Genomic DNA, 22,665 nt, shown 5'->3' on the forward strand with positions numbered 1-22,665 from the left:
CCCGCTCCCTGGTTTCCGATCAGCTCGCTGCAGGCCCAGTGCGACAGAGGCGCATGGTCGCGCGGCCTGGACCTCCATCGCCGTGACGCCGTGGTCAGTATCGACATCCGCGAAGGCCATGACGGTGTTTGGTTGATCGACGGCGAGGTGCAAGGCAGCCTGCCTGAGCCCTATGCGCTGTCTGTGGAGCTGGCCCTGGCACCCAATGGGCAGGTCACCGCCTGGTCGGGCGAGTGCAGTTGCCCGGTGGAGGTGAACTGCAAGCATGCAGTGGCCTTGACGCTCAAGGCTGCGTACCTGCGCCGCAGGCCGGGACCGGCGCCAGAGCCCTGGGCGGCCCAGGCCACGCAGGCCCTCCAGGCCCTGCAGGACCGCAAGGAGGCCCAGGCCCGCGCCGAGGCCGAGGCGCGCCTGGTGCGCTGGCTGAGCGACTGGGACCTGGCCGCAGGCACGGCCGCGCCAGCACCGTCCGGCGCACGGGCGGACCGGCCCGAGTGCTATCTGTACCTTCTCTCCACCGTGGGGCGCCCGCGTGCTGGTGCCCCGCAAATGCAGATCGAAGCCGTGGTGTCCTACCCCAAGGTCACTGGCGGCTGGGCCAAGCCCAAGGCCATCCGCACCCAGCCTGGCCCCGGCCAGGCGGTGTACGACTGCGCCACCGATGCCGACCGCCAACTGCTGCAACTGCTGCGTGCCATGCCGCGCAGCCTGGGTTACTACTCGGCCTACAGCGGCGCACCGTCGGGCGTGCTGGAAGGCGCGGTGGGCGTGCTGGCGCTGCAGCAGGCCGCCGCCACAGGCCGTTTGTTTGCCGATGCGGGGGGCTCCACCGTGGGGGCGCCGTTGCGCTGGGGCGCGCCGCAGTCCATTGCATGGGCCTGGAAGGAGGCGCCAGCCCCCCAGGGCGGCGACAGCGCATGGGCCCTGCAGGCCACATTGCCCAGCCGCAGCGCCACGCTGTGCGGCAACCACCCGCCGCTGTACCTGGACGCCGCCCAGGGTCTGTGCGGCCCTGTGCAGGCCGAGGGCCTGGGCCCCGCGCAGCTGTTGATGCTGCTGCAGGCGCCCGCATTGGGCGCCGCTGCCCTGCAAAAGCACCATGCCGACGTGGCCAGCCGCCTGGGCGGCGTGCTGCCGCTGCCGCCGGTGCTCAGCCCCCTCACGCGGGTGCAAGGCGCCAAGCCCGTGGCACGCCTGCACCTGGCGCCCGTGCCTGAAGCCGATGTGCCCGGCCTCGGCCTCATCACCGCCCGGCTGCGCTTTGACTACCAGGGCCATGTGGGCTGGTGGGCGGGACAGGAGCTGGGCGTGCTGGTCACCGGCGCCGACGGCGGCCAGGTGCTGCTGCAGCGCGACGCGGTGGCCGAACTGGATGCCATCGAACGCCTGATGGACCTGGGCCTGCTGGCCACCGACGACGGCCTGTTCGGCATCCCCGGCGAGGAATCGCAGGAAGACTGGATGCACTGGTTTGACAACGGCTTTGCCGTGCTGCGCGAGGCCGGCTTTGCGCTGACCCTGGACGCGGCGCTGGACGGCTGGATCACCCACGCCGACACCCTGGACGTGGCACTGCAGCCCCGTGGTGAGGACGAGGCCACGTCGCCCTGGTTTGCACTGTCGCTGGGCATGGAAATCAATGGCGTGCGCCACAACATCCTGCCGCTGCTGCCCATGCTGATCGCGGCCGCTGCCCAGCAGCCGCCAGACCCCGCCACGGGCCAGCCGCAGCTGCCGCCGTTTGCCTACCTGCGGGGCACGGGTGCATCGGGCTTTGTGCGGGTGCCGACCGACATCCTGCGCCCCTGGATGGCGGCTTTGCTGGACCTGGTGGGCGACCGCGCGCACGATTTCAGCGGCGACAGCCTCAAGCTCTCGCGCCTGGACGCGCTGCGCACCAGCGCCGCACTGGGCGAAGGGGCGGTGTGGGAGGGCGCGGATGCGCTGCGCAGCCTGGTGGCGCAGCTGCAGGGCGCGAGCGCACTGCCCACGGTGCCCGTGCCCACAGGCGTGCAGGCCCTGCTGCGGCCGTACCAGCAGCAGGGCCTGAACTGGCTGCAGTTTCTGCGCGCTCACGGCCTGGCCGGGGTGCTAGCGGACGACATGGGCCTGGGCAAGACGCTGCAGACGCTGGCCCATATCCAGGTCGAGAAGGATGCCGGTCGCCTGACGGACCCCGCCCTCATCATTGCGCCCGTGAGCCTGATGGGCAACTGGCAGCGCGAGGCCGCGCGCTTTTGCCCCGGCCTGCGCTGCCTGGTGCTGCATGGCGCGGGCCGCCACGCAGTGGCCGACGCGGTGACCGAGCACGACATCGTCATCGCCCCCTATTCGCTGCTGCAGCGCGACCGCGAACGCTGGCTGGCACAGGCTTGGCATCTGGTGGTGCTGGACGAGGCGCAGAACATCAAGAACGCCAGCACCCACGCCGCGCAGGTGGTGGGCGAGCTGAAGGCGCACCACCGCCTGTGCCTGTCGGGCACGCCCATGGAAAACCACCTGGGCGAAATCTGGAGCCTGTTCCACTTCTTGATGCCGGGCTTTCTGGGCAGCCAGCAGCGCTTCAAGGAGCTGTTCCGCACGCCCATTGAAAAGTTGGGCGACACCGCCCGCCTGGCGCAGTTGCGCGCGCGGGTCACGCCCTTCATGCTGCGCCGCACCAAAGCGCTGGTGGCCAGCGAACTGCCGCCCAAGGTGGAGTCGGTGATGCCGGTGGAGCTGGCCGGCCCACAGGCCGACCTGTACGAAACCATCCGCCTGGGGATGGAAAAAACCGTGCGCGAGGCGCTGCAGACCAAAGGCCTGGCGAAGTCGCAGATCACCATCCTGGACGCGCTGCTCAAGCTGCGGCAGGTGTGCTGCCACCCGCAGCTGGTGCCGCTGGATGCGGCCAAAAAGGTTGCCACCTCGGCCAAGCTGGAGCAGCTCATGGCCCTGTTGCCCGAGATGCTGGCCGAGGGGCGGCGCATTCTGCTGTTCTCGCAGTTCACCAGCATGCTCACGCTGATCGAGGCCGAACTGAAGAAGCGCGGCCTGCCTTGGGTCAAGCTCACGGGCCAGAGCGTCAAGCGCGATGCGATCATCGCGCAGTTCACCAGCGGGCAGGTGCCGTTGTTCCTCATCAGCCTGAAGGCGGGCGGGGTGGGGCTGAACCTGCCCCAGGCCGACACCGTGATCCATTTCGACCCCTGGTGGAACCCGGCGGTGGAAAACCAGGCCACCGACCGCGCCCACCGCATCGGCCAGACGCAGAGCGTGTGGGTGGTCAAGCTGGTGGCCCAGGGCACGATCGAGGAGCGCATCCTGGCCCTGCAGGAGCGCAAGGCGCAGCTGGCGGGCAGCCTCTACAGCGAGGCCGCCGCACGCAAGGAGCCGCTGTTTACCGAGAGCGACCTCGCAGAGCTGCTGCAGCCGCTATCGTCGTTGTAGCGCAAAGCGCTTGCTGGATAAGCGGGGCGCGTCTTCAAGGCGCCCAAGCCGCCGGGCCGCCGCGCGGGCGTGTTAACAACAGCGTGCTGGGGGCGCCGCCCGCGCCATCTTTGCAAATCAATGCTTTACGCGTTACAATAAGAGCCTCACGACCAAACGGGCGGGTACCAACCGCCCGTTTTTTTTGGTCGATTGCTTTTCGAGCTCGAAGCTGCCGGAGAAGTCTCCGGGGGTTATCGGGTTTTTTGTTTTTCCGGGATTGAACTGAACACGTGGCACTACAGCAAGTCGTTGAACAAATTGTGACGGGCCTGGACTATGACCTGGTGGAGATCGAGCGCTCTGCCGGTGGTTTGCTGCGCGTCACCATCGACTTGCCCTGGGTGCAGCCGGCCGCCGATGCGCCCACCCCCGTGATCGAGCAGTTCGTCACCGTCGAGGATTGCGAGAAAGTCACCCGCCAGCTGCAGTTTGCGCTGGAGGTGGATGGCGTGGAATACAAGCGCCTGGAAGTCTCGTCGCCCGGCATCGACCGCCCCTTGCGCCACGAGCAGGATTTCGTGCGCTTTGAAGGCGCGGTCATCGACATCACCTTGAAGGCGCCCATTGGCGCCGCAGGCGGGGGGCAGGTCAACGCCACCCGCAAGAAATTTCGCGGCACGCTGGAGCGGGCCGAGGCGGGGGGCTGGCAGATCGTCTGGAGTGACGAGCCGCCCGTCAAGCCAGGTCAAAAAGTGAGCAAGAAACGCGTGCCCGCCCCCTTGCAGGCGCTGGGCTTTACCCTGGATGAGCTGCGGGATGCGCGCTTGGCGCCCATCGTGGACTTCAAGGGGCGCGCAGGCAAGGCCGGGTCGGCAGCTGCCTGAGTTGCTGAATGATTGGGGTGGGTGGCCGCTGTACGCAGCCTTCCATCTTCGGGTGATTGAAACAGGAGAGTCGTCGCATGAATCGCGAATTGTTGATGTTGGTTGAGGCCATTTCGCGCGAAAAGAACGTGGAGCGTGATGTGGTCTTGGGCGCCGTGGAGTCGGCCCTGGCCCAGGCTACCAAGAAGCTGTACCAGGGCGAGGTGGACATCCGCGTGTCGATTGATCGCGACAGCGGCAACTACGAGACTTTCCGCCGCTGGCTGGTGGTGCCTGACGACGCCGGCCTGCAGAACCCCGAAGCCGAAGAACTGCTGATGGACGCGCAGGAGCGCATTCCCGACATCGAAGTGGGTGAGTACATCGAAGAGGGTGTCGAGTCCGTGCCCATCGGCCGCATTGGCGCCATGGCGGCCAAGCAGGTCATCCTGCAGAAAATCCGCGATGCCGAACGCGAAATGCTGCTCAACGACTTCATGTCGCGCGGCGAACGCATCTTCACGGGCACCGTCAAGCGCATGGACAAGGGCGACATCATTGTCGAATCCGGCCGTGTGGAAGGCCGCCTGCGCCGTGGCGAGATGATCCCCAAGGAAAACCTGCGCAGCGGCGACCGCGTGCGCGCCATGATCATGGAGGTGGACCTCACGCTGCGCGGCGCACCCATCATCCTGTCGCGCTCCGCCCCCGAGTTCATGATCGAACTCTTCCGCCAGGAAGTGCCCGAGATCGAGCAAGGCCTGCTGGAGATCAAGTCCTGCGCCCGGGATTCCGGCTCGCGCGCCAAGATTGCCGTGCTGTCGCACGATAAGCGCGTGGACCCCATCGGCACCTGCGTCGGCGTGCGTGGCACCCGCGTGAATGCGGTGACCAACGAACTCGCCGGCGAGCGCGTGGACATCGTGCTGTGGTCCGAAGACCCCGCCCAGTTCGTGATCGGTGCGCTGGCCCCGGCCAATGTGTCCTCCATCGTGGTCGATGAAGAAAAGCACGCCATGGACGTGGTGGTGGACGAGGAAAACCTTGCCATCGCCATCGGCCGTGGTGGCCAGAACGTGCGTCTGGCCTCCGACCTGACGGGTTGGAAGATCAACATCATGGATGCCGCTGAAAGCGCGCAAAAGCAGGCCAACGAGACCGACACGGCCCGCAAGCTGTTCATGGAGCGACTCGATGTGGACGAGGAAATCGCCGACATCCTGATCTCCGAAGGCTTCAACAGCCTCGAAGAAGTGGCCTATGTGCCGCTGCAGGAGATGCTGGAGATCGAGAGCTTCGACGAAGACACCGTCAACGAGCTGCGTGCCCGTGCCAAGGATGCGCTGCTCACCATGGAAATCGCCCGCGAGGAAAGCGTGGAAGAGGTCTCCCAAGACCTGCGCGACCTCGAAGGCCTCACCCCCGAGCTGATTGCCAAGCTGGCTGACGGTGGTGTGCACACACGTGACGATCTGGCCGACCTGGCCATTGATGAGCTGACCGACCTGACCGGACAGTCTGCAGAAGACGCCAAAGCCTTGATCATGAAGGCGCGCGAACATTGGTTCGCGGGGCAGCAAGAGTAAGGGTCAGGGAGGCACGAACCACATATGTCCAGTAACACTGTCGCCGAGTTCGCAACCGAACTCAAAAAATCGTCTGAAACCCTGCTCGACCAGCTCAAGGCTGCGGGCGTGGGCAAGGCCGCCCCTTCCGATGCTCTGACCGAGTCGGACAAGCAAAAGCTGCTGGCTTACCTGCAGGCCAGCCACGGCACGGCATCTGCCGACCGCAAGAAGATCACGCTGACCAAGAAGTCCACCAGCGAGATCAAGCAAGCCGACGCCACTGGCAAGGCGCGCACCATCCAGGTGGAAGTGCGCAAGAAGCGCACCTTCATCCAGCGCGATGAAGGTGCCGACGCTGCGGCGGAGGCCGCATCGTCTGCGGTGGAGGAAGAGGCCGTTTCGAGCGAAGACCAGGAACTGGCCCGCCGCGAGGAAGAGGCGCGCCGCCAGGCCGAGCTGATCCGCCGCCAGGAAACCGAGCTGGCCGAAAAGCGTGCCGAGCGCGAAGCCCGCGAAAAGCGTGAGCGCGAAGCCGAAGAGCGCGCTGCCGCCTACGCCGCCCAGGAAGCCGAAAAGAAAGCCCAGGCCTCTGCCGTCAAGCAGGAAGCCACGCGCGAGCAGGCCGCAGAAGCCGCTGCCCGCGCTGCGGCCCAGAACGAAGCCCGTGAAAAGGCCCAGGCGGAAGCCAAGGCCCGGGCCGACGAAGAGGCTGCCCGCGCCCGCGATCTGGAAGAGCGCCGCCGCAAGGCCCTGGCCGAGGCCGAGGCCATCCGCGCCATGATGGCCACGCCCAAGAAGGCGGTCATGGTCGCCAAGAAGCCCGAGGAGCCCAAGCCTGTGGCCAAGCCTGCCGCTGTGGGCGATGCCAAGAAGGGCACGCTGCACAAGCCCGCCGTGGGGACGGGCACGGCACGCGCGGGGGCTCCAGCAGCTCCGGGCGCGGGTGCGCCTGGCTCCGGCAAGGAAGTGAAGTCCGCCAAGCTGTCGTCCAGCTGGGCCGGCGACACCGCCAAGAAGAAGGAAATCAAGACCCGCGGCGACAGCAGTGGCGGCGTGGGCCGCAACAACTGGCGCGGTGGCCCGCGGGGCCGCCGTGGTGACGGCCGTGACCAGCGCGACGACCACCAGCAGTCTGCACAGGTGGAAGCACGCATCATCGAAGTGCACGTGCCCGAGACCATTACCGTGGCCGAGCTGGCGCACAAGATGTCGATCAAGGCCTCCGAAGTCATCAAGGCCCTGATGAAGATGGGCCAGATGGTCACCATCAACCAGCCACTGGACCAGGACACCGCCATGATCGTGGTGGAAGAGCTGGGCCACAAGGCCGTGGTGGCTGCACTGGACGATCCCGAGGCATTCACCGACGAGGATTCGCAGCAACAGAACGCCGAGCTGCTGCCCCGTGCGCCGGTCGTGACCGTGATGGGCCACGTGGACCACGGCAAGACCTCGCTGCTGGACTACATCCGTCGCGCCAAGGTGGCCGCAGGCGAAGCCGGCGGCATCACGCAGCACATTGGTGCCTACCACGTGGAAACGCCGCGCGGCATGGTGTCGTTCCTCGACACCCCCGGCCACGAGGCCTTCACGGCCATGCGTGCCCGTGGTGCCAAGGCCACCGACATCGTGATCCTGGTGGTGGCAGCCGACGACGGCGTCATGCCGCAAACGAAGGAAGCCATCAAGCACGCGAAGGCGGCAGGTGTTCCGATCGTGGTGGCCATCACCAAGGCCGACAAGCCCGATGCCAATCCCGACCGCGTCAAGCAGGAGCTGGTGGTTGAAGAGGTGGTGCCGGAAGAATACGGTGGTGATTCGCCGTTCGTACCGGTGTCTTCCAAGACCGGCATGGGCATCGACACGCTGCTGGAGCAGGTGCTGCTGCAGGCCGAAGTGCTGGAACTCAAGGCGCCGGTCGAATCGCTGGCCAAGGGCCTCGTGATCGAAGCCCAGCTCGACAAGGGCCGCGGCCCCGTGGCCACGGTGCTGGTGCAGTCCGGCACGCTCAAGGTGGGCGATGTGGTGCTGGCCGGCCAGACCTATGGCCGCGTGCGTGCCATGCTGGACGAAAACGGCAAGGTGGCCAAGACGGCCGGTCCGTCGATCCCCGTGGAAATCCAGGGCCTGACCGAAGTGCCACAGGCGGGTGACGAGTTCATGGTGCTCACTGACGAGCGCCGTGCGCGCGAAATCGCGACCTACCGCGCCGGCAAGTTCCGCAACACCAAGCTGGCCAAGCAGCAGGCTGCGAAGCTGGAGAACATGTTTGCCGACATGACGGCGGGCGAGGTCAAGACCCTGCCCATCATCGTCAAGGCCGACGTGCAGGGTTCGCAGGAAGCGCTGTCGCAGTCGCTGCTCAAGCTCTCGACCGACGAAATCAAGGTCCAGCTGGTGTACGCCGGCGTGGGCGGTATCAGCGAGTCCGACATCAACCTGGCGATCGCCTCCAAGGCCATCGTGATCGGCTTCAACGTGCGTGCCGATGCCGGTGCGCGCAAGACGGCCGAGAGCAACGGTGTGGACCTGCACTACTACAGCATCATCTACGACGCCGTGGACGAGCTGAAGGTGGCGATGTCCGGCATGCTGGCCCCGGAGCAGCGCGAGGAAATCATCGGCACGGCCGAGATCCGCACGGTGTTCGTGGCCACGAAGATCGGCACGATTGCCGGTTCGTACATCACGTCCGGCATGGTCCATCGCAACGCCAAGTTCCGCCTGCTGCGCGACCACGTGGTGGTCTACACCGGCGAAGTCGACTCGGTCAAGCGCCTCAAGGACGATGTCAAGGAAGTCAAGGAAGGCTTCGAGTGCGGTATCAAGCTCAAGAACTACAACGACATCAAGGAAGGCGATCAACTCGAATTCTTTGACATCAAGGAAATCGCACGCACGCTGTAAGGCGAAGCGACGACGAGAGCAACGACGACGACATGGCTGCGAAGAAATCCGCCACTCCCAACCGCGCCTTCAAGGTGGCCGATCAGATCCAGCGCGATCTGACGGAACTGATCGCGCGCGAGTTGAAAGACCCGCGCGTGGGCATGGTGACACTGCAGGGCGTGGAGGTCACCCCTGACTACGCCCATGCCAAGGTGTTCTTCAGCCTGCTGACGGGCGACCCGGTGGAAACCCAGGTGGCGCTCAACCAGGCGGCGGGCTTCTTGCGCAATGGCCTGTTCAAGCGCCTGCACATCCACACGGTGCCCACGCTGCACTTTGTGTTCGACCGCACCTCCGAACGTGCGGCCGACATGAATGCGCTGATTGCGCGCGCCGTGGCTTCCCGCTCCAAAGACGACGAGGAAACATGACCGAGCGCGCTCCCCGCATCCGGGTGCAGCGGCGCCCGGTGCACGGAGTGCTGCTGCTCGACAAACCCCTGGGCCTGTCCAGCAACGACGCCTTGCAGAAGGTGAAGTGGCTGCTGCGCGCCGAAAAGGCGGGCCACACCGGCACGCTGGACCCGCTCGCCTCGGGGGTGCTGCCCCTGTGTTTTGGTGCGGCCACCAAGTTCAGCCAGCTGCAGCTGGAAGCCCCCAAGACCTACGAAGCCATTGCGTTGCTGGGGGTGACCACGACCACCGGCGACGCCGAGGGCGAGGTGCTGGAGCGCCGCGAGGTGGATCTGGCCCAGCTCACGCCCGAACGCCTGGCCGCCGTGCAGCAGCAGTTCACCGGCCCCATCCGCCAGGTGCCGCCCATGCACAGCGCGCTCAAGAAAGATGGCAAGGCGCTGTACGAATACGCGCGCGCAGGGGTCACCGTGGAGCGCGAAGCGCGCGATGTGGTCATTCATGCATTGAAACTGACGCTTACGCACACAGATCAAGCCCTGCCAGCTATCAAAATGGTAGTGACTTGCAGCAAAGGCACCTACATCCGAACCCTGGGTGAGGACATCGGTGCTGCGCTGGGCTGTGGGGCGCACCTGCGCTTCCTGCGCCGCACCGATACCGGCGGCATCGGCGTGGAGCGCTGCGTCACGCTGGCGCAGCTGGAGGCCCTGCCCGAAGCGGAGCGCCTGGCCTGCCTGGAAGCCCCCGAATCGCTGCTGGCGGGGCACACGCGTGTCACGCTGGACAGCGACAATGCCGCTCGTTTCCTGTCGGGCGTGCGCCGCCGCGGGGCCTGGCCCGATGCCAGCGCGGTGGCGGTGTTTGGAGAGAGTCCCCCGGCGCTGCTGGGGGTGGGCCATGTCGCTGGCGGGGAGCTGGTGCCGGGCAGGCTCCTGAGTCCGCTGGAAATTCAACAAATTTTGGAAAGCACGCCGCATTCCGCGTCCATGGCGCACAGCGGCACATTGGAAAAACTATGACTAAACAGATCCGCAACATCGCCATCATTGCCCACGTTGACCATGGCAAAACCACCATGGTCGACCAACTGCTGCGCCAGTCCGGCACCTTCGCCGACCATGAAAAGGTCGTCGATACCGTGATGGACAACAACGCGATTGAAAAAGAGCGTGGCATCACGATCCTGGCCAAGAACTGCGCCGTGAGCTGGAAGGGCACGCACATCAACATCGTGGACACCCCCGGCCACGCGGACTTCGGCGGTGAAGTGGAGCGTGCCCTGTCCATGGTGGACAGCGTGGTGCTGCTGATCGACGCGCAAGAGGGCCCCATGCCCCAGACGCGTTTCGTGACCAAGAAGGCCCTGGCCCTGGGCCTGCGGCCCATCCTGGTCGTGAACAAGGTGGACAAGCCCGGTGCCAACCCCGACAAGGTGGTGAACGCTGCGTTCGACCTGTTCGACAAGCTGGGCGCAACCGACGAGCAGCTCGACTTCCCCGTGGTGTACGCCTCGGGCATCAACGGCTGGTCGTCGCTGGAAGAAGGCGCTCCGGGCGAGCAGTGGGGCCCCGACATGTCGGCCCTGTTCGACACCATCCTCTCGCACGTTCCCCCGAACACGGGTGACGCCAGCGCGCCGCTGCAGCTGCAAATCTCGGCACTGGACTTCTCCACCTTCGTGGGCCGCATCGGCGTGGGCCGCATCAGCCAGGGTACCCTGAAGCCCATGATGGACGTGGTCGTCATGGAAGGCCCCGATGGCAAGGCCGTCAAGGGCCGTGTGAACCAGGTGCTGACCTTCCAGGGTCTGGACCGCATGCAGACGCCGCTGGCGGGCCCTGGCGACATCGTGCTGATCAACGGCATCGAAGACATCGGCATCGGCGTGACCGTGACCGACCCGGCCAACCCCGCACCGCTGCCCATGCTGAAGGTGGACGAGCCTACGCTGACCATGAACTTCTGCGTGAACACCTCGCCCCTGGCAGGCCGCGAAGGCAAGTTCGTGACCAGCCGCCAGATCTGGGACCGCCTGCAAAAGGAACTGCAGCACAACGTGGCCCTGCGCGTGAAGGAAACCGACGAAGAAGGTATCTTTGAAGTGATGGGCCGGGGCGAACTGCACCTGACCATCCTCTTGGAAAACATGCGCCGCGAAGGTTACGAGCTGGCCGTGTCCAAGCCCCGCGTGGTGTTCAAGGATATCAACGGCGAGAAGTGCGAGCCTATCGAACTCGTGACGGCCGACATCGAAGAAGGCCACCAAGGCGGCGTGATGCAAGCCCTGGGCGAGCGCAAGGGCGAGCTGGTGAACATGGAGTCCGACGGCCGTGGCCGCGTGCGCCTGGAGTACCGCATCCCGGCCCGTGGCCTGATCGGTTTCACCAACGAATTCCTGAACCTGACGCGCGGTTCCGGCCTGATCTCCAACATCTTCGACAGCTACGAGCCGCACAAGGGCGACATCGGTGGCCGCAAGAACGGTGTGCTGATCTCCATGGACGACGGTGAAATCTTCACCTACGCCCTGGGCAAGCTGGACGACCGTGGCCGCATGTTCGTGAAGGCGAACGACCCCGTGTACGAAGGCATGATCGTCGGCATCCACAGCCGCGACAACGACCTGATCGTGAACGCCACGCGCACCAAGCAGCTCACCAACTTCCGCGTGTCCGGCAAGGAAGACGCGATCAAGATCACGCCCCCGATCGACCTCACGCTGGAGTACGGCGTGGAATTCATCGAGGACGACGAACTGGTCGAAATCACGCCCAAGTCCGTGCGCCTGCGCAAGCGCCACCTGACCGAAAACGAGCGCAAGCGCGCTTCCCGGTCCTGATGGGCTGAGCGTCCCCGGAAGGGCCACTGCTGCGCAGTGGCCTTTTTTCCGTCTGCAATCCGAATCCCATGTTGAAACTCACGTATTCCCGCGCCGTGCTGCTGATGGTGGCGGTCACCCTGATGTGGTCGATGGCCGGGGTGGTCACGCGCCATCTGGAGCATGCCGCGAGTTTCGAGGTGACCTTCTGGCGCAGCTTTTTCACGCTGGTGTCGCTGCTGGTCATCCTGCCGCTGCTGCAGGGGCGGGCGGTGTTTGCCTCCCTGCGCAAGGGCGGCAGTGCGCTGTGGATCTCCGGCATCTGCTGGAGTGTGATGTTCACCGCCTTCATGGTGGCCTTGGTGCTCATGCCGGTGGCCAATGTGCTGGTCACCATGGCGGCAGGGCCGTTGCTTACCGCCTTGTTCGCCCGCCTCTTCATCGGCCACCATATCGCTGCGCGCACCTGGGGGGCGATCGCGGTGGCGGGCCTGGGCATCGGCTGGATGTATGGCTCGCAGATGGCAGGCCTGCCGCTGGCGGGCACACTGGTGGCCTTGTGCGTGCCGGTGGCCGCGGCCATCAACTGGACGGTGGTGCAGCACTCGCAACGCCATGGCCACGCGGTGGACCTGGTGCCCGCCGTGCTGGTGGGGGCGGTGATCTCGTCCCTGGCCACGCTGCCGCTGGCCCTGCCGTTTCAGGCCTCGGGGCATGACCTGCTCTTGCTGGGCCTGCTGGGCGTGGTGCAATTGGCGATCCCCTGCGTGCTGGCCGTGCGCTGCGGGCGTGTGCTCAAGGCGCCCGAGATGGCGCTGCTGGGCTTGCTGGAAGTGATTTTTGGCATCTTGCTGGCATGGCTGGGGGCGGGCGAAAAGCCCGCAGCAGCGGTGCTGACGGGCGGCGTGCTGGTCATCGGTGCGCTGGTGTTCAATGAACTGTTAGGTTGGAAGGAACAAAAATGACGGAGACGGTTGTGTCGGAAGTTGTGAGCGAAGTACTGAGTGAGGTGCGGGGCCAGGTCGGCTTCATCACCCTGAACCGCCCGCGTGCGCTCAATGCGTTGTCGCTGTCCATGGTGCGCGACCTCATGGGCATCCTGCTGGCCTGGCAGAACGATGCGCGCGTGCTGGCCGTGGCGATCCGTGGCAGCAACAAGGAAGGCCCGTTTGGTGCCTTCTGCGCGGGCGGCGACATCCGCTTTCTGCACCAGGCCGGCAGCCAGGGCAACCCGCAGCTCGAAGACTTCTTCACTGAGGAGTACGCGCTCAACCACCTGATCCACAACTACGCCAAGCCCTACATCGCCTTCATGGACGGCATCGTGATGGGCGGTGGCATGGGCATCAGCCAGGGCGCCGCGCTGCGCGTGGTGACGGAGCGCACCAAGATGGCCATGCCTGAAACGGCGATCGGCCTGTTCCCCGACGTGGGCGGCGGTTACTTCTTGAGCCGCTGTCCTGGCCGCGTGGGCGAGTGGCTGGCGCTGACCGGCGACACCATCGGCGCCGGCGATGCCATCGCGAGCCAACTGGCAGACGGCTGCCTGCCTGCGGACCAGCAGGCGGCGGTGTGGGAGGCGCTGGCCACGCAGACCTTTGCCAGCGGCGCTGCCGTGAAGGACTATGTTGCTTCCAAATTGATAGCTGCTAGCGCAAATCCATCCAGCGCTAGAGGCCAGATTGACCAATATTTTTCGCTGTCCACCGTGGGCGAGATCGTGCAGGCCCTGGAGTCCGCCGACAGCGACTGGGCGCGTGCCACGGCTGCCACCTTGCGCAAGCGCTCGCCGTTGATGCTGAACGTGGTGCTGGAGCAGGTCCGCCGCGCGCGCGGCATGGGCCTGGCCGACGACCTGCGCATGGAGCGTGACATGGTGCGCCATTGCTTCTACCTGCGTCCCGGCCAGAGCGAGACGGTGGAAGGCATCCGCGCGCTGGCGGTGGACAAGGACCACGCGCCGAAGTGGCTCCCGGCGCGCATCGAAGACGTGACGCCCGAGATGGTGGCCCCCTTCTTTGCCAGCCCTTGGCCGGCGCACTCCCATCCGCTGGTGGCATTGGCCTGAGAACCTGCGCATGGCCGGTGCGTGGTTGGTGGGTTGTACTGCGGGGCGTGAATGCGCTTGCAGCCACACCCAGCCACTCGGGCAAGGCCCGATGCCGGTGGCGGGCTACGGCTAGGGTAGTTGCAGTTGCTGGTACACCACCGTGGCCAGCGCCAGCAGCTCGGCGCGTGAGAGCTGCCCGCTGAGCGCGTAGCCAAAGCCCTGGTCCACCCAGTAGAAACCGGGGACCGGGCCTTCCTGGGTGAACTGGAAGGCGGTGGCTGCTGCCGCCACAGAGGGCGATGCGGGGGCCTGGCCCGGGGCCCCCACCGCAGGCGCAAGGGCGCCCAGGTACAACGTGATGCGCTGGCCGCTGCTGTTTTGGTACATGAACTGCGCGCGCGCCCCGCTGTCGCCGGGCAACAGGCGCCCGCCGACCAGCTCGTAGCCTTGCGCGGCCAATGCGGGAACCTTGAGCGGCCGGTTCAGCCGCTTGGACAGCCACTGCACCAGATGCTCCTGCTGCGCCGCTGTGACCTCCACGGGGTGGCGCACCTCGGGCTGGTACACGGCGTGGGCCACGGCGGCCTGGTGCGCAAAGCGCTGTGCAGGGGCTGCAGCCACCACCCACGGTGGGGCTGCGCCGTGCACCAGCGTGGTCCCCGCAGGGGGACCTCCGGCCCAGTGGCCATGCCCCATCCAGCCCAGTGTGAAGGCCGCCAGCACCGAGGCGGCCATGCCCCCCCAGCGCCACCATTGCGCGTGTTGCTGCGTGCGGCGGTCGGCTGCATGCAGGGCCGCCTGCAACAAGGCATCGGGCACGGGGGCGTGGAGCAGGTCCGCATGCAGCGCACGCAGCTGGGTGCGTTGCTGGTGCCAGCGGTCCAGGGTGTCCTGCGCGGCCGCGTCGTCCTTCAGCCGCTGGCGCAGGGCACTGGCCTCGGCGGGCGGCAGTTGTCCATCCACCAGGGCATGCCACTGGGCGGAGGTGTCGTCGGCGGGCGAAGGGCGGGAGGGATGGGGGTCCATGGCGATGAAGGGCATTGCCGTCACTTGAGGCGGCGCAGCCCCGGGGATTCGCGGGGGGCTTCGGTGCGCGGGGCCGTTGGTGGGCGCTCCATCAGGGCGCCCAGCCGGCTGCGCGCGCGGGAAAGGCGTGACATGACGGTGCCCACGGGGATGTCCAGGATGCGGGCCGTCTCTTCGTAGCCCATGTCTTCCAGGCTCACCAGCAGGAGCACGGCGCGCTGCTCCGCAGGCAGGCGCTGCAGGCAGCGTTCCAGGTCCAGCGCATCGTCTGCCGGGCCGGGCGTGCCTGGCAACTGCGCGCTGACCTCGTCGATGTCCACGATGGCTGCCAGTGGGGGCAGGCCGCGGCGCTGATTGAGGTACAGGTTGTGCATGAGGGTGAACAGCCAGGCCCGCAGATCGCTGCCACGGCGCCACAGCCGCCATTTGCTGCAGGCACGCTCCAGCGTGTCCTGCACCAGGTCATCCGCCGCCCAGGCGTCGCCCGTCAACACCCGTGCGTAGCGGCGCAGGGCGGGCAGTTGTTCGATGACCTGGGTGCGGTTCATGTCCGGGGGCGCATCAGGGCCGTGCAGCGTGCCAGACCTGGTTTACGCCCTCGCCCGTCTTGTCGCCCGGCTTGGTGTCCTTGGCCCAGTAGTACAGCGGCTTGCCCTTGTAGGCCAACTGGGTTTTGCCATCATCGCGCGTCACCAGGCTGTAGTCACCACCGGGTGCCTGGCTGGCCATCAGTGGCGGCCAGTTGGTGGCGCAGGGGCCGTTGCAGACCGACTTGCCGTTGCCGGCAGTGTCGCGGTCGAAGGTGTAGAGCGTCATGCCGCCCGCACCGGTGAGCACGCCATCCATGGTTTTCACGGGGCCATCGGCCGCTATGGTGGAGCAGCCGGCAACGGCCAGGAACGCAGCGATGGACAGGATCTTTTTCATGGTTTCTCCAGGTGGAAGAAGAGGAATTGCAGGCAACGGCACATGCCGCCTTGCACCTCCACAAACACAGTCGCACAGCGATTTATTCCACCACGCATGAAAAAAATCCCAAAGATCGGACCTGCCGAAGCAGGTCTGCGCTTTCCGCGGCGCATGCAACTGGCGCGGCGCAAGGCCCGCGCCGCCGTGCAAGGGCCGCCCCGCCGCAGGGGCGGCGTCCCCCTGTAGGGGGAAGGTGCGCAGCACCTCAGGGGGTTACCGATTTCTGCTTTTCATCGCGCGCTCGACCTCGCGCTTGCCTTCGCGGTCCTTGATGGTGTCGCGCTTGTCGTGCTCGGCCTTGCCCTTGGCCAGTGCGACCTCGCACTTCACGAAGCCGTTCTTCCAGTGCAGGTTCAGGGGCACCAGGGTGTAGCCCTTTTGCTCCACTTTGCCAATCAGGCGCTTGATCTCGTCTTTCTTGAGCAGCAGCTTCTTGGTGCGCGCTGCGTCGGGGCTGACGTGGGTGGAGGCGGTCTTGAGCGCGTTGATCTGGCAGCCCAGCAGGAACAACTCGCCATCGCGTATCAGCACGTAGCCATCGGTCAGTTGCACCTTGCCCTCGCGCAGCGCCTTGACCTCCCAGCCGTGCAGCACCATGCCCGCCTCGTGGCGCTCTTCAAAAAAATAGTTGTAGGCCGCTTTCTTGTTGTCGGCAATGCGGGACGTGGGGTCGGGTTTCTTGGCCATGGAGGTTAGATGCGGCGAAATCCGGGAGATAAAAGGTCTCCCTACAATGAAGGGTTGTCCGCTCGCGAGCCGCGATTCTAGTTTCTCCCCCGCTTGCGTGGTCCTGCGCAAGCGCCGTCTGCATGAAAACCGTCCAAAAGTCCGTCCTCATCTGGTACAGCCCCGAAGAAATGTTTGCCTTGGTCACCGGGGTGGAGCACTACCCGCAGTTCTTGCCGTGGTGCGACCGGTCTGCCGTGCTGGAGCGGATGGAGGATGGCATGACCGCCGAAGTGGGCATTGCCCTGGGCGGGATTCGCCAGACCTTTGTGACGCGCAACACGCATGAAGCGGGGCGGCGGGTGCAGATGCACCTGGTGAAGGGCCCGTTCTCGCGCCTGGACGGCGACTGGCATTTCCACCCCGTGGGCGATGGCCAGCAGCGTGCCTGCAAGGTGGAGCTGCTGCTCAATTACGGTTTTGACAGTCCGGCGCTGGCGGCGCTGGTGGGGCCGGTGTTTGACCGCATCGCCGGCAGCATGGTGGATGCCTTTGTGAAGCGGGCGGAGCAGGTGTATGGCTGATGGGGGCCGCGCCCAGGTGGCGGGCACGGCGGCGCCCGAGGGGGGCATCACCCTGCAGATCACGGTGATGGCCTGCGTGGCGCCGCGTGAAACGCGCGAGTGGGTGCTGGCCCTGCCCCAGGGGGCGACGGTGGCCGATGCCTTGCGGGCCAGCGGGACCCTGCCGCAGCAGGCGCCAGCGCCGACCGCCGATCGGGGCGGGCCGCTGGTGGGGGTGTGGGGGCGGGCCGTGGCGCTGGACGCGCCGCTGCAGCACCTGGATCGTGTGGAGGTTTACCGGCCCCTCCAGGTGGACCCCAAGGTGGCCCGTCGGGAGCGCTTTGCCCGCCAGGGTGCGCGTTCCACGGGCCTGTTTGCCCGCCAGCGCCCGGGGGGCAAATCAGGATACTGAGACGCTGTGGATGTGCACCCGGGAGGGCCGCGCCTGCAGCAGGCCCAGGTGGCTGCGGGGCGATAGGGTTAGCGCGCGCAGTCCGAGGCGACGATGCCGTCAATGCGCTTGGCCTCGGCCGCGCGGGCGGGGCCGTCCAGGAAAATGCGCTCGCCCTGGGTATTGGTCTGGGTGATGGGCTTGCCGGCATCAAAGGCGGACTTGGCTGCGCGAGCCCGGGTGCAGTTCTCTGCCTTGACCTTGGCGACTTTTTCTTCTTCGGCCTTTTTCTTGGCAGCTTCGGCGGCTTCGGCCTGGGCTTTTTTCTCTTCCAGCTCCTTGTCCTTGCCGCTGCCCGGGGCGCTGGCTGCCAGCTTGGGCGTGGCGGCGGTGGGGGTTGCGCCGGGGGGGGCGTCTGTGGCGGCGGGCACGGCCGCCGCAGGGGCTGGGCGCGCCGACTGGCTGCCTGCAGGCTGCTTCAAGATGCTTTTTTCAGGGATTTCTGCCGGTGGGGGGCGGTCGCTGAAGACCTTGCGTCCGTCCTTGTCGATCCACTGCCACTGCGCTGCAGCGCCCATGGCCCAAGTGCAGGCCACGGCCAGCAGAAGAATCTTGTGCATTTTCATGCGAAGCAGTTTAGCCGTGTGGCTTGCCACCCGCCAGTGCGGCAGGACAGGCGGCGGTCCTGGGGGGACGTTCAGCAGGCAGGTAGGGCCGTGGCCTGGGGGTTATTGGCGCGTCGGCGAGGCGCCACACGCGGCACGGGTACAATCCATTTTTTGGAGCTTTCTCATGCGCCTTCTTGGAAAAGCGCTCACCTTCGACGATGTGTTGCTGGTGCCAGCGTACTCCCAGGTCCTGCCCAAGGACACGTCCCTTGCGACGAAACTCTCCCGCAACATTCAGCTGAACCTGCCGCTCGTGTCCGCCGCCATGGACACTGTGACCGAAGCGCGCCTGGCCATTGCCATCGCCCAGGAGGGCGGCATCGGCATCGTGCACAAGAACCTCACGGCGCAAGAGCAGGCCGCCCATGTGGCCAAGGTCAAGCGCTATGAATCCGGCGTGCTGCGCGACCCCGTGGTCATCACCCCCGAGCACACCGTGCTGCAGGTGCTGCAGCTGTCCGAGCAACTGGGCATCTCGGGTTTTCCGGTGTGCGACGGCGGCAAGGTGGTGGGTATCGTCACCGGCCGCGATTTGCGCTTCGAAACACGCTACGACGTCAAGGTCCACCAGATCATGACCCCGCGCGAAAAGCTCATCACGGTCAACGAAAAAGAAGGCACCACGCCCGCGCAAGCCAAGGCGCTGCTGAACAAGCACAAGCTCGAACGCATCCTGGTCGTGAACGACACCTTTGAACTCAAGGGCCTGATCACGGTGAAGGACATCACCAAGCAAACCAGCTTCCCCAACGCCGCTCGCGACGCCGCTGGCCGCCTGCGCGTGGGCGCTGCCGTGGGCGTGGGTGAGGGCACGGAAGAGCGTGTTGAAGCCCTGGTCAAGGCTGGTGTCGATGCCATCGTGGTCGACACTGCGCATGGCCACAGCAAGGGCGTGATCGACCGCGTGCGCTGGGTCAAGCAGAACTACCCCCAGATCGACGTGATCGGCGGCAACATCGCCACCGGCGCGGCCGCGCTGGCCCTGGTCGAGGCCGGTGCCGACGCAGTCAAGGTCGGTATCGGCCCCGGTTCCATCTGCACCACCCGCATCGTGGCGGGTGTGGGCGTGCCCCAGATCATGGCCATCGACAGCGTGGCCACCGCGCTCAAGGGCACGGGCGTGCCGCTGATCGCTGACGGCGGCATCCGCTACAGCGGCGACATTGCCAAGGCCCTTGCCGCAGGCGCGGGCACGGTGATGATGGGCGGCATGTTCGCCGGCACCGAAGAAGCCCCTGGTGAAGTGATTCTGTTCCAGGGCCGCAGCTACAAGAGCTACCGCGGCATGGGCAGCATCGGCGCCATGCAGCAAGGTAGCGCCGACCGTTACTTCCAGGAATCGAGCACCGGCAACCCCAATGCCGACAAGCTCGTGCCCGAAGGCATCGAAGGCCGCGTGCCCTACAAGGGCTCCATGGTCAGCATCGTGTACCAGATGGCCGGCGGCGTGCGCGCCTCCATGGGCTACTGCGGTTGCGCGACGATCGAAGAGATGAACAACAAGGCCGAGTTCGTCGAGATCACCACCGCCGGCATCCGCGAAAGCCATGTGCACGACGTGCAGATCACCAAGGAAGCCCCCAACTACAGGGCTGACTGAGCACCGCCGATCCAATCTGGCCTGATTGAAAATATCTGGTCAGAATGATATAGTCTGGTCTGAATTCGCCATTCAGGCCAGACTTTTTCTTTTTGGGGGTCCGCGCATCCATGCAGTCCGTCGGCATCTATGAAGCCAAGAGCAGGTTCTCTGCCCTGATCGAGCTGGTCGAGCAGGGCGAGGAAGTGCGCATCACCCGCCACGGCAAGGAAGTGGTGCGCATGCTGCCCGTGCGCCGCCGCCCCGTCATCACCGACGAGCAGATCGCCCGCGAGCTGGGTCAGATGGATGCGCTGCACGCCAGCATCCGCCCCGCAGGCGAAGCCGTCGCCACCCCCAACACCTTGCGCCGCGCTGGCCGGAGCGCCGCATGACCGCCTTCGTCCTCGACGCCTCCGTCACCGCCGCCTGGCTGCTGCCCGATGCGGCCAGTGAACACACGCGCCGCCTGTACACCCTGATCCGCCGCGACGAGGTCGAGCCCCAGGCGCCCAACCTCTGGCAGTGGGAGTGCAGCAACATCCTCGCCAGCGGCGTGCACAGCGGGCGCATACCCGCCGCCTCCGTCGAAGGCCTGTGGGGCGTGCTCGAAGCCATCCGCCACCGCGTGGAGCTGCACGACCTCGCCCCTGCCCAGCACAAGGCCGTGCTCGATGTGGCGCTGGAAACCGGCCTGCCCACTTTCGACGCCGCCTACCTGTGGCTGGCGCGCTCGCTGCGCCTGCCCCTGGCAACCTTTGATCCCCAACAGGCCGCTGCCGCACAGCGCAGCGGCGTACCCCTTCTTGATCTCTCTCGCCTCTGACGGACCACCACCATGCAACACCAGAAAATCCTCATCCTCGATTTCGGCTCGCAAGTCACCCAGCTCATCGCCCGCCGCGTGCGCGAGGCCAATGTGTATTGCGAAGTGCATCCCTGCGACGTGACGGACGCATGGGTGCGTGACTACGCCAAGGACGGTTCGCTCAAGGGCATCATCCTGTCGGGCAGCCACGCCAGCGTGACCGAGGACACCACCGACCGTGCCCCCCAGGCCGTGTTCGACCTGGGTCTGCCTGTGCTGGGCATCTGCTACGGCATGCAGACCATGGCACAGCAACTGGGCGGCAAGGTCGAAACCGGCCACAAGCGTGAGTTCGGCTTTGCGGCGGTGCGCGCACGTGGCCACACCGCGTTGCTCAAGGACATTGCCGACTTCACCACCGCCGAGGGCCACGGCATGCTCAACGTCTGGATGAGCCACGGCGACAAGGTCACCGAGCTGCCCCCGGGCTTCAAGCTCATGGCCAGCACCGACAGCTGCCCCATCGCCGGCATGGCCGACGAAGCGCGCCGCTTCTACGCCGTGCAGTTCCACCCCGAAGTCACCCACACCGTGCAGGGCAGGGCGCTGCTCGACCGCTTCGTGCTCGGCATCTGCGGCACCACGCCCGATTGGGTGATGCGCGACCACATCGCCGAAGCCGTGGAGCAGATCCGCCAGCAGGTGGGTGATGAGGAAGTGATTCTGGGCCTCTCCGGCGGCGTCGATTCGTCCGTGGCGGCGGCGCTGATCCACCGCGCCATCGGCGACCAGTTGACCTGCGTGTTCGTGGACCATGGCCTGCTGCGCTTGAACGAAGGCGACATGGTCATGGACATGTTCGAAGGCAAGCTGCACGCCAAGGTCATCCGCGTGGACGCGAGCGACCTATTCCTGGGCAAGCTCGCCGGCGTGAGCGAACCCGAGCAAAAGCGCAAGATCATTGGCGGCCTGTTCGTCGACGTGTTCAAGGCCGAGGCTGCCAAGCTCAAGGCCGGCACGGCTGGCCACAAGGGCGCGGATGGTGGTCGCACCGTCAAAGGCGCGACGTTCCTGGCCCAGGGCACCATCTACCCCGATGTGATCGAATCCGGCGGCGCCAAGAGCAAGAAAGCCGTCACCATCAAGAGCCACCACAACGTGGGCGGCCTGCCCGAGCAGCTGGGCCTGAAACTGCTGGAGCCCCTGCGCGACCTGTTCAAGGACGAAGTGCGCGAACTCGGCGTGGCCCTGGGCCTGCCGCCCGAAATGGTCTACCGCCATCCGTTCCCCGGCCCCGGCCTGGGCGTGCGCATTTTGGGCGAGGTGAAGAAAGAATACGCCGACCTGCTGCGCCGCGCCGACGCGATCTTCATCGAAGAGCTGCGCAACCATGTGGACGAAGCCACCGGCAAGACCTGGTACGACCTCACCAGCCAGGCCTTCACCGTCTTCCTGCCGGTCAAGAGTGTGGGCGTGATGGGCGATGGCCGCACGTACGACTACGTGGTCGCCCTGCGTGCCGTGCAGACCAGCGACTTCATGACCGCCGACTGGGCCGAGCTGCCGTACGCGCTGCTCAAGAAGGTGTCGGGCCGCATCATCAACGAAGTGCGCGGCATCAACCGCGTGACGTATGACGTGAGCAGCAAGCCGCCGGCGACGATTGAGTGGGAGTGAAATCAGGTCCTTCGGAGACTATCGCCACCAATCGAAAATCCGACGTAACGTATTGATTTTAAAGAAAATACGTCACGACAGCTATCGGCAGCTATCGGCAGCTATCGCCGGGCAGCGAAACGGATTGACGGTAGAGGTGACGGTAGAAACCGGAGGCCGGATTAAGACCTCCTTGTTTACTATCGAGACCAAATCGGTCTTTGACGGTAAATCACTCCTCTGGAAAGCTTGTTTCATGCGGCTTTCCAGGCATCAGCAGGTCTCCTGACCCCTGACGGTAAAAGCCGTCATGAACAGGAGGAA

20 protein-coding genes are annotated in these 22,665 nt (G+C 65.9%); 15 read left to right on the forward strand and 5 right to left on the reverse strand.

Annotated elements, in window-relative coordinates:
• The first annotated feature begins 66 nt into the window (after window positions 1–66).
• The 9 genes from DBV10_RS14850 to DBV10_RS14890 all read left to right on the forward strand — a co-directional run bounded on the left by DBV10_RS14850 (window position 67) and on the right by DBV10_RS14890 (window position 14,033).
• Window positions 67–3,429: a DEAD/DEAH box helicase gene (locus DBV10_RS14850; RefSeq protein ID WP_124514421.1), complete on the forward strand. Its 3,363-nt coding sequence runs from the start codon at window positions 67–69 to the stop codon at window positions 3,427–3,429.
• Between the two features lie 272 nt (window positions 3,430–3,701).
• Window positions 3,702–4,295, forward strand: a complete 594-nt coding sequence (gene rimP, locus DBV10_RS14855; RefSeq protein ID WP_124514387.1) for a ribosome maturation factor RimP — start codon at window positions 3,702–3,704, stop codon at window positions 4,293–4,295.
• 77 nt (window positions 4,296–4,372) lie between these two features.
• Window positions 4,373–5,860 (forward strand): transcription termination factor NusA, encoded by a 1,488-nt coding sequence (gene nusA / locus DBV10_RS14860; RefSeq protein ID WP_124514388.1) that lies wholly within the window; start codon window positions 4,373–4,375, stop codon window positions 5,858–5,860.
• Window positions 5,861–5,884: 24 nt separating this feature from the next.
• Window positions 5,885–8,749, forward strand: a complete 2,865-nt coding sequence (gene infB, locus DBV10_RS14865; protein WP_124514389.1) for a translation initiation factor IF-2 — start codon at window positions 5,885–5,887, stop codon at window positions 8,747–8,749.
• 32 nt (window positions 8,750–8,781) lie between these two features.
• Window positions 8,782–9,162, forward strand: a complete 381-nt coding sequence (gene rbfA, locus DBV10_RS14870; RefSeq protein WP_108617772.1) for a 30S ribosome-binding factor RbfA — start codon at window positions 8,782–8,784, stop codon at window positions 9,160–9,162.
• Window positions 9,159–10,166, forward strand: coding sequence for a tRNA pseudouridine(55) synthase TruB (truB, locus tag DBV10_RS14875; protein WP_124514390.1), 1,008 nt, complete (start codon window positions 9,159–9,161; stop codon window positions 10,164–10,166). Before rbfA ends, truB begins: the two co-directional genes overlap by 4 nt.
• Window positions 10,163–11,986 (forward strand): translational GTPase TypA, encoded by a 1,824-nt coding sequence (gene typA / locus DBV10_RS14880; protein WP_124514391.1) that lies wholly within the window; start codon window positions 10,163–10,165, stop codon window positions 11,984–11,986. Before truB ends, typA begins: the two co-directional genes overlap by 4 nt.
• A 68-nt stretch (window positions 11,987–12,054) precedes the next feature.
• Window positions 12,055–12,930 carry a DMT family transporter gene (locus tag DBV10_RS14885; RefSeq protein ID WP_124514392.1) on the forward strand — a complete coding sequence of 292 codons (876 nt, stop codon included), beginning with the start codon at window positions 12,055–12,057 and terminating at the stop codon, window positions 12,928–12,930.
• Window positions 12,927–14,033 carry an enoyl-CoA hydratase/isomerase family protein gene (locus tag DBV10_RS14890; RefSeq protein WP_199740113.1) on the forward strand — a complete coding sequence of 369 codons (1,107 nt, stop codon included), beginning with the start codon at window positions 12,927–12,929 and terminating at the stop codon, window positions 14,031–14,033. Before DBV10_RS14885 ends, DBV10_RS14890 begins: the two co-directional genes overlap by 4 nt.
• A 111-nt stretch (window positions 14,034–14,144) precedes the next feature.
• Here the strand turns inward: DBV10_RS14890 and DBV10_RS14895 are convergent, their stop codons facing one another.
• The 4 genes from DBV10_RS14895 to smpB form a co-directional block, all read right to left on the reverse strand.
• The gene (locus tag DBV10_RS14895; protein ID WP_370451178.1) at window positions 14,145–15,056 is read right to left on the reverse strand and encodes an anti-sigma factor; all 912 of its coding nucleotides are present in this window, start codon (window positions 15,054–15,056) and stop codon (window positions 14,145–14,147) included.
• 5 nt (window positions 15,057–15,061) lie between these two features.
• Window positions 15,062–15,589: an RNA polymerase sigma factor gene (locus DBV10_RS14900; protein WP_124514393.1), complete on the reverse strand. Its 528-nt coding sequence runs from the start codon at window positions 15,587–15,589 to the stop codon at window positions 15,062–15,064.
• A 13-nt stretch (window positions 15,590–15,602) separates the two neighbouring features.
• Complete coding sequence (locus DBV10_RS14905) at window positions 15,603–15,968, reverse strand: hypothetical protein (protein ID WP_124514394.1); 366 nt, start codon at window positions 15,966–15,968, stop codon at window positions 15,603–15,605.
• A 255-nt stretch (window positions 15,969–16,223) separates the two neighbouring features.
• On the reverse strand, window positions 16,224–16,697 hold the full coding sequence (smpB, locus tag DBV10_RS14910) for an SsrA-binding protein SmpB (RefSeq protein ID WP_124514395.1): 474 nt from the start codon (window positions 16,695–16,697) through the stop codon (window positions 16,224–16,226).
• A 122-nt stretch (window positions 16,698–16,819) separates the two neighbouring features.
• Here smpB and DBV10_RS14915 point away from each other — a divergent pair, with 122 nt between their 5' ends.
• Together DBV10_RS14915 and DBV10_RS14920 are read left to right on the forward strand one after the other, a co-directional pair.
• Window positions 16,820–17,260, forward strand: coding sequence for a type II toxin-antitoxin system RatA family toxin (locus tag DBV10_RS14915; protein ID WP_124514396.1), 441 nt, complete (start codon window positions 16,820–16,822; stop codon window positions 17,258–17,260).
• On the forward strand, window positions 17,253–17,651 hold the full coding sequence (locus tag DBV10_RS14920) for an RnfH family protein (RefSeq protein WP_124514397.1): 399 nt from the start codon (window positions 17,253–17,255) through the stop codon (window positions 17,649–17,651). Before DBV10_RS14915 ends, DBV10_RS14920 begins: the two co-directional genes overlap by 8 nt.
• 68 nt (window positions 17,652–17,719) lie before the next feature.
• On the opposite strand, the gene DBV10_RS14925 is transcribed toward DBV10_RS14920, so the two are convergent.
• Window positions 17,720–18,256, reverse strand: coding sequence for a DUF4124 domain-containing protein (locus DBV10_RS14925; RefSeq protein ID WP_124514398.1), 537 nt, complete (start codon window positions 18,254–18,256; stop codon window positions 17,720–17,722).
• Window positions 18,257–18,422: 166 nt separating this feature from the next.
• Here DBV10_RS14925 and guaB point away from each other — a divergent pair, with 166 nt between their 5' ends.
• The 4 genes from guaB to guaA all read left to right on the forward strand — a co-directional run bounded on the left by guaB (window position 18,423) and on the right by guaA (window position 22,362).
• Window positions 18,423–19,898 (forward strand): IMP dehydrogenase, encoded by a 1,476-nt coding sequence (guaB, locus tag DBV10_RS14930; protein WP_124514399.1) that lies wholly within the window; start codon window positions 18,423–18,425, stop codon window positions 19,896–19,898.
• Window positions 19,899–20,008: 110 nt separating this feature from the next.
• Window positions 20,009–20,272 (forward strand): type II toxin-antitoxin system Phd/YefM family antitoxin, encoded by a 264-nt coding sequence (locus tag DBV10_RS14935; RefSeq protein ID WP_124514400.1) that lies wholly within the window; start codon window positions 20,009–20,011, stop codon window positions 20,270–20,272.
• Window positions 20,269–20,703 carry a type II toxin-antitoxin system VapC family toxin gene (locus DBV10_RS14940; RefSeq protein ID WP_124514401.1) on the forward strand — a complete coding sequence of 145 codons (435 nt, stop codon included), beginning with the start codon at window positions 20,269–20,271 and terminating at the stop codon, window positions 20,701–20,703. The genes DBV10_RS14935 and DBV10_RS14940 overlap by 4 nt, the downstream gene beginning before the upstream one ends.
• A 12-nt stretch (window positions 20,704–20,715) precedes the next feature.
• Complete coding sequence (guaA, locus tag DBV10_RS14945) at window positions 20,716–22,362, forward strand: glutamine-hydrolyzing GMP synthase (RefSeq protein WP_124514402.1); 1,647 nt, start codon at window positions 20,716–20,718, stop codon at window positions 22,360–22,362.
• Window positions 22,363–22,665: the final 303 nt, after the last annotated feature.

Source organism: Acidovorax sp. FJL06 (assembly GCF_003852545.1).
Lineage (GTDB): Bacteria > Pseudomonadota > Gammaproteobacteria > Burkholderiales > Burkholderiaceae_C > Acidovorax.